The sequence below is a fragment of the Rathayibacter sp. PhB179 genome (assembly GCF_004345345.1).
Lineage (GTDB): Bacteria > Actinomycetota > Actinomycetes > Actinomycetales > Microbacteriaceae > Rathayibacter > Rathayibacter festucae.
This window is the reverse complement of record NZ_SLVD01000004.1, coordinates 74700-89180: the sequence shown is the minus strand read 5'-3', so window position 1 is coordinate 89180 and position 14481 is coordinate 74700. Positions and strand designations below refer to the sequence as shown.

Here is a 14481-nt window from a genome sequence, read left to right as displayed (position 1 = left end):
GGTACACAATGAATCTCAAATCCGAAGTCACATGGATGGCGTCCATCCCGAATTTCTTGAACGACCAGGCGCACGACCTGGCGATCTCGCTCATCGATGCAGGTGAGTGGGAGATCGCCTACGAGGAGATGATTCTGCAGGGCTCAGAGGTGGATGCGCCGCTTTCGCCCGACGACATGCGGCGCATCCGATCCATTGCAATCGAGTTCGGTCTAGATCTCGAGAGGGGGGGCGACTGGCTCGCCGCGCTGGATTGATACCTAAATACTGCACAGTCCGGTCAGGCGTTCCGATCCATCGGGCCTTCATTCACCCGACCAACAAGAAGGCCGCCGATGCCGTCCGGCGAGCGATCTCACTCATCTTTGCGGCCGCGGCGAGCCGCTCGGTGGAAGCACAAGACGTCCCAGCCGGAAGCCCCCCCTTCCATAACCTTTAACTTCTCCGAAATGTAGATGCCGTCGAATTGGACTCCATTGCCGAGACCGGCGAACTTAGGCTAGGAAAAAACAGTGTGGAAGGAAAGTTCTTCACGACATCTGGAGAAGCGGCGAATGAATGGCGCGCTGAGACGAACGGAGGGAGGTCATCACTGTCGAGACGAAGGTACCCAGATCTCATCATTGACGAGCTTGAAGACGAGGGTCCTCACCCGACGGAATAGGGACAAGCATACTGCGCTTACCCCGTGCAGCTAAGAATTCTCACCGACGGGATGGATGGAATCAAGGTGCGGCCATGATAGAAGAAATTCTCAACCCATTCGCGTTCGCGCGAGTCGAGTGGCTTGCACCCGACCTCCGAGGGCGTCGGTTCGGGGAACCGAATTCGCCGGTATACGCCGCAACGTGCTATTCCGTCGAACTCGAGCTGACAGGAGCCACGTTGAGCGAATATTTCAGCATTCTATTGCAACGCGACTCCGCCCCCGAGGCAAGTATTTGGAAGCTAGATTTTCTCTCGCCTGAGATTGCCGCCCGCGAAGTCCACGATGGCGGCCTTCTCGTCATCACCGAAGGCAAACACGTGGTATCGATCGCGGAGATAATCGCCCTCGCCGGAGACCCTGTTCGAGTTGCCGAGACACAAAAGAATCATGATTCTTGACACGCTAGAGCGATGAACCACGTGGCTCCGAGTGATGGGTCCACAGATAGGGTGATCGCTGGAGAACTCACAGCCGGTGGGACGAGGAAGTCGAGACGCTACACCGGAAGGCCGTGGCTATTCGAGGTCGAGGATGAGGACTCCCAGTTGACAGACCTGATCGATGTGACGGAGACCGACGGCGGACTGATCGAACTTCACGCGAGCGGGATGCGGACCGTCGAGCAGCTGTGGGACTGCTATGGACGCGCGCTGGCCTTCCCGTGGAAGGTCGAGAACTGGCCCTCGTTCGCGGAGCAGATGAGAGACCTCTCGTGGTACCAGGCTTTCTCCTTTCTGATTCTCGTTCGCGGATCGGGCGAGCTGTTGGCGGACGACCCGGGAGAACGCGAGACCTTTCGTCGCATGTCGAGCATGATCGGGCAGGCCTGGGAGAACTCTCCGGTGAGGTCGTACAGCTTCACCACCGTCCTGCTCGAGCGTTGAGCTGAACCCACTGCTGAGCCCAGGGCATCGCCGGGAGATCGCACATTCGGAGCCGGGTGTCGTTCGACAGAAAGAATGGAATCGAGGTGCGGACATGATCAACGAGATCGTCCATCCCTTCGCAATCGCGCGTGACGATCGGGTGAACCCGATCAACGAAGGTAGACGCGACCACTCGTCGGCCGATTCTGCCGATCCGCCTTCGGACTCCAGCGAGCCTTCGGGATGACTCTTCGCACACAGAGAAGGACCCGATGACTGAGGCTGACTGCACGACCGGCCGGACCGTCGTCGTCTCGTGGAAGACGTTCGACGTCGCGGCCGGCATCGTGCTCCAAGCGACGCGCTTGCCCGCGTGGCAACGTGACGAGCTGCAGTTCTCCGGCGAGAGGAAGCGCTCACTGCTCGCGCTGATGATGCTGACGCGAAGCGAACAGGCGTATTTCGAGAACCACGACGTCGTCGAAGTGACGATCACCGACGGACCCAGCGAGCCGAGCACGCCGGTGGTGATCCAACAGGATCATCACGGTGGACGCCGTCTCCGCACGACGCTGCCCCCGGCGGCCGCGAGGATCGTCCGCCCACTGCTCCGCGCGACGGTCCTCCACCACCGCCGGCCGGAGCTGCACTTCACGACGGGCTTCACGGCCGTCGAGGTGAGCGCCGCGATCGCCGAGATCTTCGGCCGGCCCGATCCGGCCGTCAAGCAGCTGGCCGCGGCTGAGCGCGCGTCCGGTGAGCCGGACCGCCGACCGGCCGATCCGCCCGCGCCGCCACCCGCGAGCGCCCCCGCCCGGGCGGATCCGCCGGGAGCGAACCGTTAGGGGATGCGTCGTCCGCGTGCCAGGATGGACCGTCAATCCCCCCTGCTATCCCCTTGGGAGCCCCTCCGGCATGTGCGGAATCGTTGGGATCGTGTCCTCCGGGCCGGTCAACCAGTCCATCTACGACAGCCTCTCCCTCCTGCAGCACCGCGGCCAGGACTCGACCGGCATCGCGACCGCCGACGGCAGCACGCTGCACATCAAGAAGGCGGCGGGGCAGGTCCGCGAGGCGTTCCGCACCCGCGACATGCGCTCGCTGCTCGGCACGATGGGCCTCGGGCACGTCCGCTACGCCACCAAGGGCAACGCGGAGCGCGAGGAGGAGGCACAGCCGTTCTACGTGAACGCGCCGTACGGCATCATCCTCATCCACAACGGCAACCTGACGAACACGCGCGAGCTCACCGAGGAGCTCTTCACCGTCGATCGCCGCCACCTCAACACCACCTCCGACACCGAGCTGCTGGTCAACGTGCTCGCGAACGAGCTGCAGGCCTCGATCTCGGGCCGCGACCTCGACGCGGACGAGGTGTTCGACGCTGTCGCCCGCGTGCACGAGCGGGTCGAGGGCTCCTACGCCACCATCGCGCTGATCGCCGGCCACGGGCTGCTCGCGTTCCGCGACCCGTTCGGCATCCGGCCGCTGATCGTCGGCCGCCGGTTCAATGTCAACGGGCCCGACGACTGGGTGGTCGCCTCCGAGTCGCTCGTCCTCGAGGCGCAGGGCTTCGAGATCGTCCGGGACGTCGCTCCGGGTGAGGCGATCTTCATCACCCCCGACGGCCGGATGACCAGCCGCCAGTGCGCGAAGAGCCCGCGCCTCATCCCGTGCTCGTTCGAGTACGTCTACCTCGCGCGGCCCGACTCGATCCTCTCCGGGATCTCGGTGTACGAGGCCCGGCTGCGCCTCGGCGACCGGCTCGCCGACACCATCGCCGAGTACACGCCGGGCGGGGCGATCGACGTGGTCATGCCGATCCCGGACTCCTCGCGCCCTGCCGCGATGCAGGTCGCGCAGAAGCTGGGCATCCCGTACCGCGAGGGCTTCTACAAGAACCGCTACGTCGGCCGGACGTTCATCATGCCCGGGCAGGCGGTGCGCAAGAAGTCGGTGCGGCAGAAGCTCAACGCGATGTCGAGCGAGTTCAAGGGCAAGAACGTGCTGATCGTCGACGACTCGATCGTGCGCGGCACGACGTCGAAGGAGATCGTCGACATGGCCCGCACGGCCGGTGCGAACAGCGTCACCTTCGCCTCCGCGGCGCCGCCGGTGCGCTACCCGCACGTCTACGGGATCAACATGCCGTCGCGGCAGGAGCTCGTCGCGCACAACCGCCGGATCCCCGAGATCTCGGAGGCGATCGGCGCCGACTACCTGATCTACCAGGAGGTCGCCGACATGAAGGCGGCGATCCTGGAGGGCTCGGACGTCACCGACCTCGAGACCAGCTGCTTCACCGGCGAGTACGTCACCGGCACCGTCACGCCGGAGTACCTCGACTGGGTGGAGCGCACGCAGCTGAGCTGACGCTGGGAGGGCGCGCATCCGGCAGGCACAGCGCCCGGGTGCGCGCAACGGGGTGCCGTGCGGCGGCGGATCGTCCATGCTCGTGGGGCGCCGCTCCGTGCGCCCGAGACGAGGAGTCCCCGTGATCTACCGCCTGCTGCCCCTGCTCCTGACGTTCATCGCGGGTCGCCTGAAGAAGTCGCAGAAGGCCAAGCGCGCCACGCAGAACGCTGCGCGCTCGACGAGCCGCAGCAGCCGCAAGCGCCGCTGACCGCTCGCTTGGAGCGTCGTCTCTAGCGCGTCGAGGCGTCCGGCTCCGTGCCGGGCGCCTCGTTCTCGTCCGGGGCGTCGTCAGGCTCGTCCGCGGGCTCGACGTCCGCCTCGCGGGCGACCGTGCGCTCGGCGGTGGTGCGGACGACGCGGCGGCCGACGACCCGGTCCAGGATCACGACGACGAGCGCGGCGAGACCGCCGAAGATCGTCACGAACAGCAGCAGGCTGAAGCCGAAGACCTGCGCCTGGCTGAAACCCTCGGTCTCGGGCAGCGCGAAGGTGAGCAGGAAGGCGACGATCGCGCCGAGGCCCGCGCCGAGCGCGAGGATGCGCCAGACCCGCGGCGAGCGGCGGACGTCGACCTCCTCGCGGGTGATCTCGACGTCGTCGGGGCGCGGCGAGGAGTCGAGCGGATCGGTCATGCCTCCATTGTCCCCTGTGCCCGGCCGGGCGCGGGCCGAGTGGCGAGGCGGCGGCGGATCGGGTAGCGCGGTCGAGAGGCGGCGGGTCTCGATACGCCGCTGCGCGGCTACTCGACCAACATGAGGAGGGCGCTGCGCGACTGTTCGACCAGCGCAGGGGCGCCACAGCATGCTGATCGAGTAGCCGACGCAGTCGGCGTATCGAGATCCACCGTGGCCGTGACGGGGGTCGGCACCATGCTGATCGAGTAGCCGACTAAGTCGGCGTATCGAGATCCATCATCATCGGAACGGTGGTCTGCAGGCCCCCGCTCCGGAGGACGGTGGGTCTCGATACGCCGCTGCGCGGCTACTCGACCAGCATGGAGCGGCGCCTCATCGCGGCTCCGAGGGCGCGACTCCGAGGGCGCGGTCACATGGAGTGGAGGAGGCGGCCCGCCTGGGCGCGGAGCTCGCGGACGACGGTCCGCACGGAGAGGCGTTCCGCGCGGTCGGGGCGCATCAGGGCGACGATGTGGCGCACGGAGTTGACGCCGCGGAGGGGTTTCACGACGATGCCGGCCGTGCCCGCGGTGTAGCGCGGGACGACGGCGATGCCGAGGCCGGCGGCGACGAACGCCTCCGTCACGCGGGTCGAGGCGAAGCGCTGCTCGACGCGGACCGGCTCGCCCGAGGTCGTCTCGATCTCCTGCATGATCCGCTCGAAGGGGAAGCCGTCGGGCACGCCGATCCAGGTCTCGCCGACGAGGTCGCCCGCGGTGACGGTCGCGCGGTCGGCGAGCCGGTGGCCGAGCGGCAGGGCGATGTCGAGCGGCTCCACCATCAGCTCGGCCATCGCGAGACCGTGCCCGGCCCAGGCGCTGCGGCCGGTGGGCGAGTGCGCGAGGACGATGTCGAAGTCGGCGGTGAGATCGAGGAACTCGTCGGTCCCGGGATCCGCGTCCTCGCAGTGCACGACGAGCCCCTCGACGCTGCGCAGAGCGACCAGCGCATCCGGCAGCAGCATCTGCCCGGCCGTCGGGAAGGTGGCGATCGTCACCTCGCCGATCGGATTGTTCTTGAAGGTCTGCCACACCGCGTCGGCGCGTTCGAGAGCGGTCGCGATCTCGGTGGCGCTGCGGGCCAGCTCGCGGCCGGCCGCGGTGAGGACGACACCGCGTCCCGAGCGCTCGATCAGCGGCACTCCCGCCTCGCGCTCGAGCACCTTGAGCTGCTGCGACACCGCCGAAGGAGTGCGGTGCGTCGCCGCCGCCACCGCGGTGATCGAGCGCCGCATCGAGAGCTCCCGGAGCAGTTCCAGCCGTCGCACGTCCATGTAGGAACGCTACACGTCAGGCCAAGAACAGTGCGATTGTCCTAAGGAACAGAAAGCCCGAGAGTGGACGTTGTACAGAGCATCCCGGCGGATGGATCGCCAAACCTGGCAGACACGTCGGAGCAACGAAAGGCAGAACACTCATGAGCATCGCAATCCTCGTCGTCCTCGGTGCCGTCGCCGCATGGGGCACGGTGTCGACGGTGCTCGTCGCCAGCCGCGACGGATACCGTCAGGTCCCCGTCCGCCACTGAGCCCCGCGCTCCGCGACAGCACCTCATCGCGTTCCGACGCCGTCTCCCCACCCGGGGAGGCGGCGTTCTCGCGTTCCAGGGGGCGCCCGCACGTCACGCTCACCCGGAAACGCAGAAGAGGCCCCGCGGCGCGAACCGCGGGGCCTCTCCCGTGCGAGTGCTACTTCGCGGCGGTGCGGCGGCGCAGACGCGCCACGGTCATGCCGAGGCCGAGCAGCAGCGCCGCGATACCGGCCGCGAAGGCCGGAGTCGCGTCGACGCCGGTCGCGGCGAGGTGACCGGTCGAGCCGCCCGAGGCGCCGGGCATGGCGGGAGCCGTCGTCGCCGGGGTCGTCGGGATGACGGTCTCGGTGGGCTCCGGGGTCGGCTCAGGAGAAGGGGTGGTGCCGGGGCCTGCGGTCTCGGTCACCGTGAGCGTCGACACGACCGAGACACCCGTGACCGGCAGAGCGAACTCGAGCTCGTGGTCGCCGGCCGACAGCTCCGCGACCGAGAAGCCGACCGACGCGCGGCCCTGCTCGTCGGTGGTGTCGACGACGGTGTGGTCGATCGGAGCGGTCGCCACCTGGACGCCGTCGATCAGCACCTGCACCTCGTCGTCGCGGACGGTCGAGTTGTTCACGTCGAGCGAGGACAGCTCGTAGGACAGCGTCTCCGCACCCTCGACGCTGGTGTCGACGATGCCGATCGAGCGCGAGGCGGGGTCCGGCGTCACCGGCGAGAACTCGGCCATGTACTCGGTGAAGGCGTTCAGATCGCTGCGACCGGAATCGGCCTTGTCCGCCCCGGTGCCCAGCGCGGTGAAGTTGTCGCCGCCGGCGCCGAGGAAGGAATTGGTCACGATCTTGAAGGTCTCGTCGTCGCCGACCGGCGCTCCCTGGTAGAAGACTCCGGTGATGTGCGAGCCCACGGCAGCCGTCGGGTCGTAGGTGTACGACAGGTCGGCGGAGATGCCGAGGTGCAGCTCCGGGCGCGACTTGCCCGGCTGCCACTGCTGCTCGAGCACCTGGCGGATCTGAGCGCCGGTCAGCGTCTCGGTGACCAGCGTGTTGGCGAACGGCTGGACGACGGCGGCCTCGCGGTACGTGACGTTGCCGTCCGCATCTCCCTCACCACTGGAGGCGTAGGTGATGTCCTGGCGGATCCCGCCAGGGTTCATGAAGGCGATCTGGGTTCCGAGGTCCTCCTGCGTCGCCCACAGCTGCGCGTCGGCGACGAGGTTGCCGATCGTCGACTCCGCTCCGCGGTTCTCGGTGCCGTCCGACTGCACTCCGCGGCGCACGTCTCCGGTGATCGAGCCGATGGAGACCGCGCCCTCGACATCCGCGACGGCGACGGCGTCAGCGACCAGCGCGGCGACCGTGGTGCCCTCGGGGGTGGACTCGGGGGTGTAGATCGGCTGGTAGACCGTCGAGACGACGCCCTTGGCGTCCGTGACCTCGACCGGCTGGAGGAGGTCGACGAGGTCGGACGTGATCGAGGTGAGAGTCTTCGTGTCAGCGTCGACGGTCATCTCGAGGTGACCGAGGTAGGTCCCGTAGCTGCCGGTCTGGAGGACGGGAAGCGTCTTGTCGCCGATCGTGACGTCCTGGTCGTAGACCTGGTGGGTGTGGCCCGAGACGATCGCGTCGACGTTCGGGCCGACGCCGTTCACGATCTTCCCGAACACCGACTCCTGGTCGGTGAAGCTCACGGTGGGCGATGCGGCCCCCTCGTGCATGACGACGACGACCACGTCGGCTTCGAGGTTCTTCTGCTTGACGGGCACGGAGGCGTCGTCGGTCTCGTCCACGCCGTCGTGCAGACGGGCGGTCTCCTCATTGACCGAGTCGACGATCGAGGCGACGTCGAGCGTCGAGATGCCGTCCGGGCTGACCAGGTAGGGCAGGTCCTCCGTGGTCGCGCCGACGAAGCCGACCTTCACTCCATCGAAGTCCTGGACGTAGGACGGCGAGTAGGCGTGCTCGTGGGTGTCCTTCTCGAGCAGGTTCGAGCTGATGTACTCGTAGTCCGAGCGCGGGATGATGCGCTCGTCGAGGTCCTCGCGGCCCTTGTCGAGCTCGTGGTTGCCGACCGCGGTGGCGCTCAGACCGATCTCGTTCAGCGCGTCGATCGTGGGGTTGTCGTCCTGAACCAGCGAGGTGAAGGTCGAGGCCCCGACGTTGTCGCCCGCCGACACGAGGATGGAGTTGGCGGGATTCTCGGCCTTCAGCGTCGAGAACGCCGAGGCGATGGAGGCGGCACCCGCGGTGCTCTGCGCGACCGAGGAGCCGGCAGTGGCCTCGAGACGGCCGTGGAAGTCGTTCATCGTGTAGACGTCGATGACGCGCTCGTCGGCCGCCATCGCCGGGGCCGCTCCGAGGAGGGCCGCTCCGGCCACCGCGCTGACGGCGGTGACGGAGAGGAGTCTGGTCAGGCCGCGACGGCCGGGGGTAGTGCTTCGCATCTGTGGGAGGTCTCCAAGCATCGAGCGGCGATTCGGAGAGAACTCCTGCCGCAGTGGGGGAACTTTCCCAGACAACCCGACGCGAGCCTGTCCGTCAAACGTCGATCGGGGCGGCGGCGGTGCGTTTACGAGATGTTAATTCGCCGACGGCCGGCGGACGTGGAGCAGCGGGAGGAATTGCGAGAGGTCGGCACGCACGCCCGAGGCGTGGATCCGGCCGCTCGCGAGGCCCTCGCTCCACGGGAGGGAGCCGGTGGCGAGGGGCAGCCAGGTGGCGGCGTCCATCTCGATCACGTTGGGCGGAGTGCCGCGGGTGTGGCCCGGGCCCTCGACGCACTGGGCGGCGCCGAACGGCGGCACGCGGACCTCGACGCTGCGGCCCGGGACGTTCGTCTCGATGATCTGCAGGAGGAAGCGCACGGCGGTCGCGGTCGTGTTCCGGTCCGCCCCGCCGGCGAGCGCCGCCCGCACGGCGTCCTGCCCGGTCGCCTCGTCGATCTTCCCCTTGGCCATGCGTCCAGTCTGCCGTGCCGCCCGGCGTCCCCCGTGTCTGCCTGCTTTCGCGAGATGCCACTTGTGCACGCGACACGCCGCAGAAGGCGTGCACAAGTGGCATCTCGCGGAGGAGCGGGCGGGCGCCGGCCGGGGCGTGCGGCGACGGGGCGCGCGGCGGGCGGGGGCGCTCCGGGGCGGGCCTATCCTGTCAGGGTGAAGATCCTCGTCCTCGGCTCGGGTGCCCGTGAGCACGCCATCATCACCGCTCTGCTCGCGGAGGAGGAGGCGCACGAGATCATCGCCGCCCCCGGCAACGCGGGGATCGCGCGCGACGTGGAGGTCATCCACTTCGACACCAACAGCCCGCGCCTGGTCAGCGACTTCGCGGTCGAGCAGGGCATCGAGCTCGTCGTCATCGGGCCGGAGGCGCCCCTCGTCGCGGGGGTCGCCGACGCCCTGCGCCGCCGCCGCATCCCCACCTTCGGCCCCGACCGCGCCGCCGCCGCCCTCGAGGGCTCGAAGACCTTCGCCAAGCGCGTGATGGACATGGCGCGCGTCCCCACCGGCCGGGCGACCCGCGTCTCGACCCTCGTCGACGCGACGCGCGTCATCGACGAGTTCGGCGCCCCCTACGTCGTGAAAGCCGACGGCCTCGCCGCCGGCAAGGGCGTGCTGGTGACCGAGTCGCGCACCGCCGCCGTCGCGCACGCCGAGTTCTGGCTGCAGTCGGGCGACGTGCTGATCGAGGAGTTCCTGGCCGGCCAGGAGGTCTCGCTCTTCCTCCTCTCCGACGGCCACGACGTCGTCCCGCTCTCGCCCGCCCAGGACTACAAGCGCCTCGCCGACGGCGACGAGGGCCCGAACACCGGCGGCATGGGCGCCTACTCCCCGCTCCCCTGGCTCGCGGACCGCTGGGAGAGCGAGCGCGCCTTCGTCGACGAGGTCATCGACACCGTCGCCATCCCGACCATCCGCCAGCTCGAGCGCGAGCGCACCCCGTTCGTCGGACTCCTCTACTGCGGCCTCATCGTCACGGACGCCGGCATCCGCGTGATCGAGTTCAACGCGCGCTTCGGCGACCCGGAGACCCAGGTCGTGCTGCCGCGCCTGGTCTCCCCGCTCTCGGCGCTGCTCTTCGCGGCGGCGACCGGCGCGCTCGCCTCCGTTCCGTGGCCGGCCTTCTCGGAGGACGTCGCCGTGACGGTCGTGCTCGCCAGCGAGGGCTACCCCGAGAACGCCGCCACCGGGCGCGTCCTCGGCGGCCTGGAGGCGGCGGCCGAGGTCCCCGGCGTCACCCTCGCGCACGCCGCGACCCAGCTGGTCGACGGCCGCTTCGTCGCCACCGGCGGCCGGGTGCTCAACGTGGTCGCCCGCGGCGCCGACTTCGCCGAGGCCCGTGAGCGGGCCTACCGCGCCCTCGACCTGATCACCCTCGACGGCGGCCAGTACCGCCGCGACATCGCGCTGCGCGTCGCCGGGCGCTGACGCCCCTCGCTCGCTCGGCCGGGCCTCAGCTCAGCCCGTGAAGCGGTGGCTGTAAAGGGCGCTCTCGTCCGCGAACGCACCGGTGTCCGCGTTCGGATGAAGGAACGGGTGAAGCTCGATCATGCCGCGGGAGAATCCGCGCAGCCATGTCGAGATCTCCGGAGTCACGGAACGCACCGCGGCTCGGATCACGGACAGCCCGTCCTCGTCGGTCCCGTCCAGGAGCGCCACGACCTGCCACTCGATCCTCCTCGCGCCCAGGTCCTCCCGCGCTCGATCGAGGTCGGCGCGACTCCACGGCGAAGCGATCAGCGTCAGCGCGGAGCCATGCACGCGCTCCAGTCGTGGTCGGACCGACTCGGGATCGGCGGCCGAGATGATCACCCGCCATCGGCCGTCCTCGGCCCGGAGATATCTGCGGCTGTCGATCTCTCCGCTCTCGAGCATCTCGGCTTCACGGGCAGCGGACCGCACGTCAGGATCCGGTCTCTGCACGGAGGACCTCTTCGAGGAGCGGAGGGACGGCGAACGGTCGAAGACGTCCTCCACGCGATGGTGCCGCAGGGCTGCGACCCGGAAGTCGGAGCCCGATAGCGAGCCGAGGGCCGCGATCACACCGCTTCCTGCGGGAAGGCGAGCACCGACGAGTCTCAGCCCGTGCCGACGGACCGTCGAGAGCCACTCAATCGTCCGTACCGGCGCCTCCCCGTGCGATGTCCTCTGGACGATCCAGTACTCGCCGTCCAGCTCGACGAGCACGCCGATCACGGAGAGCCGATGCTCCTTCGTCGTCATCGACGCACCTCTCTCAGCTCGTCCGACCGGAGGGACACGATCACCCATTCGACGATGCGCGCGGCGGCGTCCGCCCACGTCGCAGAGTCGAATGCACGGCCGCTCGCGGCGAAGAAATCTCCTTGCACTCCGTCGTAGACGACCATCTCATGGGGAAGGCCTGCAATCGAGAGTGCATCGTGGACGCGCTGATGCGCAGAGACGGTCACTGAATCCTGTCGGGAATGCAGATCGAGGATGGGCAATCCATGGAGAAGCTGGACCTCGACGTTCTGCCCGGACGGAACACTCACGAAGACCGCCGACCTGAGCCGATCGCTCACCTCCGGGAGTGAATCCCAGACGGGAGTCGAGCGATGACCGAACGCCACGAGAGCCATCTGCTCACCTGCCGGCGAGGAGTCGACCTCCAGAGAGAGGAGTGAAGCGTCATCGAGGAAGGCAGCACTCACTCCTGACCGCGCGAGGGAATCGGAGAGCGACGCGAACTCCTCCGCCGAGAAGCCCGGAGCTACGACGACCACTGTGCCCAGATGACCGTCCTCGCCAGCAGGCTCTCGTGAGCAGGACACCAGTGCGAGCGCCCAGAGGGCGATGACCACCCCCGCCAGGATGCTAGACGGTCTGCCGAACGACACGGTCGACGCACGAGTAGTCGTATCGGACCCAGAGCCAGTGCCGATCGTTCGACTCCCGCTCGGAGCAGTAGGACTCCCGGTGATAGGCGAAGCGGACGACGTACTGGGTCCGGTAGGACTCGCAGGTCTCTTTCGATCGGAAGTTGTCTCGGAGAAGGGTGTAGCCGGGCTTGCCAGCCGCAAGCGTGATCACTCCCTCGGAACGGGATTCGATGTTCGTGACGTCCGAGACGATGACAGCACCTCCGCTCGATGAGCCGGGTGCGGACAGGGTGCTGGGCGCGCTGATGGCCATGACCAGTGCCGCTGCCGAGGCCAGTGCGAGCAATGCCGTCTTACGATTCGATGTCTTCATCCAGTCCTCCGAGTTATGTGAACGACACAGCTTGGCCATACCCATGTGATGACGGAGATGCTCTCGCAGATGCGCGAAGAAGTCACGGGCCGACGCCCGACGAGGGTTTGGTGGCGTGAGAACAACGCCTCGCACGCCGATCTCGGCCATTCGTCCTCGTTTCGCAGAGGCGTGCGCGCGGGCCCACCGCGCGCTGCGCGTCGCCGGGCGCTAGCACGGAGGCTCCCGCCGGCGCCTCGACCCGGTCGCCGGAGTGGGACAACGTGTCTCGCTGCGCCGCGCGCGTCGGCGGTCGTCGCTAGCGTGTGGCGCACCCGGCAGCCCGTCGCCCCGACCGAGCCGCCTCCGTCGCTCCGGAAGGCCGCCGTTGTCCCCTGCACCCCGCTCCCGGTCCCGCGTCCGCCTCCTCGCCACCGCGGGGGCGGTCCTGTCGCTGCTCGCGGGAGCCGTCGCGGCGGGGTCACCGGCGCAGGCCTCGGCGGCCGGGACGATCGAGGTGTCGGGTCTCCTCCGCCCCGGCAGCGTCGACGCCGCCACCCCGGATCCGACCGGCGAGGCGTACCGGGTCCGGGCGGTGGACGAGGCCGGAGCCGTGGTCGAGGAGATCGTCACGGATGAGACCTACTCGCTGACCCTCCCCGCGGGTGGGAGCTACGCCGTGCGCGCCGAGGTGATCGACGACGACGCCTGGTACCCGACCTGGTACGCCTACAACCCCTTCGGCGGCGTCTACGGCAGTCCGTTCGAGCGGGAGGCCCAGCGGTTCACCGGATCGAACGACTCCGTCGACATCCAGCTGGCCGCCGCAGGAACCGTCACCGGAACGGTGACGCCCGCCGCCGCCCCCGGAGTCACTACGACGGACTTCATCGTCGAGGCCTGGTACTCCAGCAACGCGGGGGATCTCGTCAAGCTCGCCTCCCTGGCCACCAGCGGCACGCCGGGCGCGGAGGACCGCTACTCGTTCAGCGGCGCGGACCGCCTGCCCACCGGCGTCTACGTCTTCCGGCTCACCGAGGCGGACGTCCCCGACTACGACGACGAGTACTTCCAGGAGACGGCGCGCCTCGACAAGTACGTCTACCAATCCCTCGAACCAGAAGGCCTCACCGGCATCGACTTCACCCCGACCGCCTACGGCTCGGACGTCGAGCGCGTGGCGGGATCGGACCGCTACGAGACCGCGACACTGGTCTCACGCGCCGGATACGTGTCCCAGAACTCGCCGATGTACATCGCGAGCGGGGCGAACTGGCCCGACGCCCTGTCCGCCGGGCCCGCCGCGTCGCTCCAGCGTGGCAGCCTCCTCCTGACCGACCCGCTGGTGCTCCCCGAGACCGTCGCCCGCCAGGTCGAGGACCTGCGGCCGAGCCGGATCGTGGTGGTCGGCAGCGCCCTCTCGGTCAGCGACGCCGTCCTGCGGAGCCTGGACGACCTGACCGACGCTCCGGTCGTGCGGATCGCGGGCCGGGACCGCTACGAGACGTCGCGGCGGATCGTCGCCGACGCGTTCCGCGGCTCCGACTACTCGACGGTCTTCCTCGCCACCGGCACGGACTTCCCCGACGCCCTCTCGGCCGCGCCGATCGCCGGGCGTCGGCTCGAGCCCGTCCTCCTCGTCGACGGTGCCCGGAGCGATCTGGACAACGCGACGCGGAACGCGATCCGCCGGCTCTCGGCGGAGTCGGGCCAGCTGCTCGGCGGAACCCCGTCGATCAGCTCCGGCATCGAGTCGGCCCTGCGCGCGTCGACCCTCGTCGAGTCCGTCCACCGGGTGGCGGGGACGGACCGGCACGACACCAGTCGCCTCCTCAACGCCCTCTATCCGCCGTCGGAGCTGGTCGACGAGGCCTTCGTCGCCTCGGCGACGAGCTTCGCCGACGCTCTGGCCGCGGGGCCCGCGGCGGCGGAGCGGGGAGCGCCGCTGTACCTCAGCGAAACGGCCTGCCTCCCGGGCGCGACGAAGACGGCGATCGCGAGACAGGACCTCGACTACGTGACGATCCTCGGCGGCACTCCGACGCTCTCGGCCGCGGTCGGCCGGCTCCGGGCCTGCTGAGCGGGCGACTCCTCAAG

Annotated in this window: 15 protein-coding genes; 8 read left to right on the top strand and 7 right to left on the bottom strand. The window is 68.8% G+C overall.

Annotated elements, in window-relative coordinates:
• Positions 1 to 8: 8 nt before the first annotated feature.
• The 6 genes from EDF43_RS10050 to EDF43_RS22510 all read left to right on the top strand — a co-directional run bounded on the left by EDF43_RS10050 (position 9) and on the right by EDF43_RS22510 (position 4198).
• Positions 9 to 257 carry a hypothetical protein gene (locus tag EDF43_RS10050; protein ID WP_132436579.1) on the top strand — a complete coding sequence of 83 codons (249 nt, stop codon included), beginning with the start codon at positions 9 to 11 and terminating at the stop codon, positions 255 to 257.
• Between the two features lie 628 nt (positions 258 to 885).
• Positions 886 to 1107: a hypothetical protein gene (locus tag EDF43_RS10045; RefSeq protein WP_132436577.1), complete on the top strand. Its 222-nt coding sequence runs from the start codon at positions 886 to 888 to the stop codon at positions 1105 to 1107.
• 147 nt (positions 1108 to 1254) lie between these two features.
• Positions 1255 to 1593, top strand: coding sequence for a barstar family protein (locus tag EDF43_RS10040; RefSeq protein WP_165909069.1), 339 nt, complete (start codon positions 1255 to 1257; stop codon positions 1591 to 1593).
• A gap of 254 nt (positions 1594 to 1847) precedes the next feature.
• Positions 1848 to 2420, top strand: coding sequence for a hypothetical protein (locus EDF43_RS10035; RefSeq protein WP_165909068.1), 573 nt, complete (start codon positions 1848 to 1850; stop codon positions 2418 to 2420).
• Positions 2421 to 2490: 70 nt separating this feature from the next.
• Positions 2491 to 3948, top strand: a complete 1458-nt coding sequence (purF, locus tag EDF43_RS10030; protein WP_132436571.1) for an amidophosphoribosyltransferase — start codon at positions 2491 to 2493, stop codon at positions 3946 to 3948.
• 121 nt (positions 3949 to 4069) lie between these two features.
• Positions 4070 to 4198: a hypothetical protein gene (locus tag EDF43_RS22510; protein WP_260303555.1), complete on the top strand. Its 129-nt coding sequence runs from the start codon at positions 4070 to 4072 to the stop codon at positions 4196 to 4198.
• 22 nt (positions 4199 to 4220) lie between these two features.
• On the opposite strand, the gene EDF43_RS10025 is transcribed toward EDF43_RS22510, so the two are convergent.
• From EDF43_RS10025 to EDF43_RS10010, 4 genes are all read right to left on the bottom strand, one after another.
• Positions 4221 to 4622, bottom strand: coding sequence for a hypothetical protein (locus tag EDF43_RS10025; RefSeq protein WP_132436569.1), 402 nt, complete (start codon positions 4620 to 4622; stop codon positions 4221 to 4223).
• A 412-nt stretch (positions 4623 to 5034) separates the two neighbouring features.
• Complete coding sequence (locus tag EDF43_RS10020; RefSeq protein ID WP_123448058.1) at positions 5035 to 5937, bottom strand: LysR family transcriptional regulator; 903 nt, start codon at positions 5935 to 5937, stop codon at positions 5035 to 5037.
• 414 nt (positions 5938 to 6351) lie between these two features.
• A complete protein-coding gene (locus EDF43_RS10015; protein ID WP_132436567.1) occupies positions 6352 to 8637 on the bottom strand; it encodes a bifunctional UDP-sugar hydrolase/5'-nucleotidase in 2286 nt (761 codons plus the stop codon).
• Positions 8638 to 8772: 135 nt separating this feature from the next.
• Positions 8773 to 9150 carry a sterol carrier family protein gene (locus EDF43_RS10010; RefSeq protein ID WP_132436565.1) on the bottom strand — a complete coding sequence of 126 codons (378 nt, stop codon included), beginning with the start codon at positions 9148 to 9150 and terminating at the stop codon, positions 8773 to 8775.
• 195 nt (positions 9151 to 9345) lie between these two features.
• Here EDF43_RS10010 and purD point away from each other — a divergent pair, with 195 nt between their 5' ends.
• Positions 9346 to 10617: a phosphoribosylamine--glycine ligase gene (gene purD / locus EDF43_RS10005; protein WP_123732480.1), complete on the top strand. Its 1272-nt coding sequence runs from the start codon at positions 9346 to 9348 to the stop codon at positions 10615 to 10617.
• A gap of 30 nt (positions 10618 to 10647) precedes the next feature.
• Here the strand turns inward: purD and EDF43_RS10000 are convergent, their stop codons facing one another.
• Genes EDF43_RS10000 through EDF43_RS09990 form a run of 3 tightly spaced genes read right to left on the bottom strand, consistent with a single transcriptional unit; the run spans position 10648 to position 12555 of the window.
• Positions 10648 to 11385: a hypothetical protein gene (locus EDF43_RS10000; protein WP_132436563.1), complete on the bottom strand. Its 738-nt coding sequence runs from the start codon at positions 11383 to 11385 to the stop codon at positions 10648 to 10650.
• Between the two features lie 23 nt (positions 11386 to 11408).
• Positions 11409 to 12014: a dienelactone hydrolase family protein gene (locus EDF43_RS09995; protein WP_132436561.1), complete on the bottom strand. Its 606-nt coding sequence runs from the start codon at positions 12012 to 12014 to the stop codon at positions 11409 to 11411.
• A gap of 13 nt (positions 12015 to 12027) precedes the next feature.
• Positions 12028 to 12555 carry a hypothetical protein gene (locus tag EDF43_RS09990; RefSeq protein WP_132436559.1) on the bottom strand — a complete coding sequence of 176 codons (528 nt, stop codon included), beginning with the start codon at positions 12553 to 12555 and terminating at the stop codon, positions 12028 to 12030.
• A gap of 217 nt (positions 12556 to 12772) precedes the next feature.
• Between EDF43_RS09990 and EDF43_RS09985 the strand changes: the two genes are divergently transcribed.
• Positions 12773 to 14464, top strand: a complete 1692-nt coding sequence (locus EDF43_RS09985; RefSeq protein WP_132436557.1) for a cell wall-binding repeat-containing protein — start codon at positions 12773 to 12775, stop codon at positions 14462 to 14464.
• Positions 14465 to 14481 lie beyond the last annotated feature (17 nt).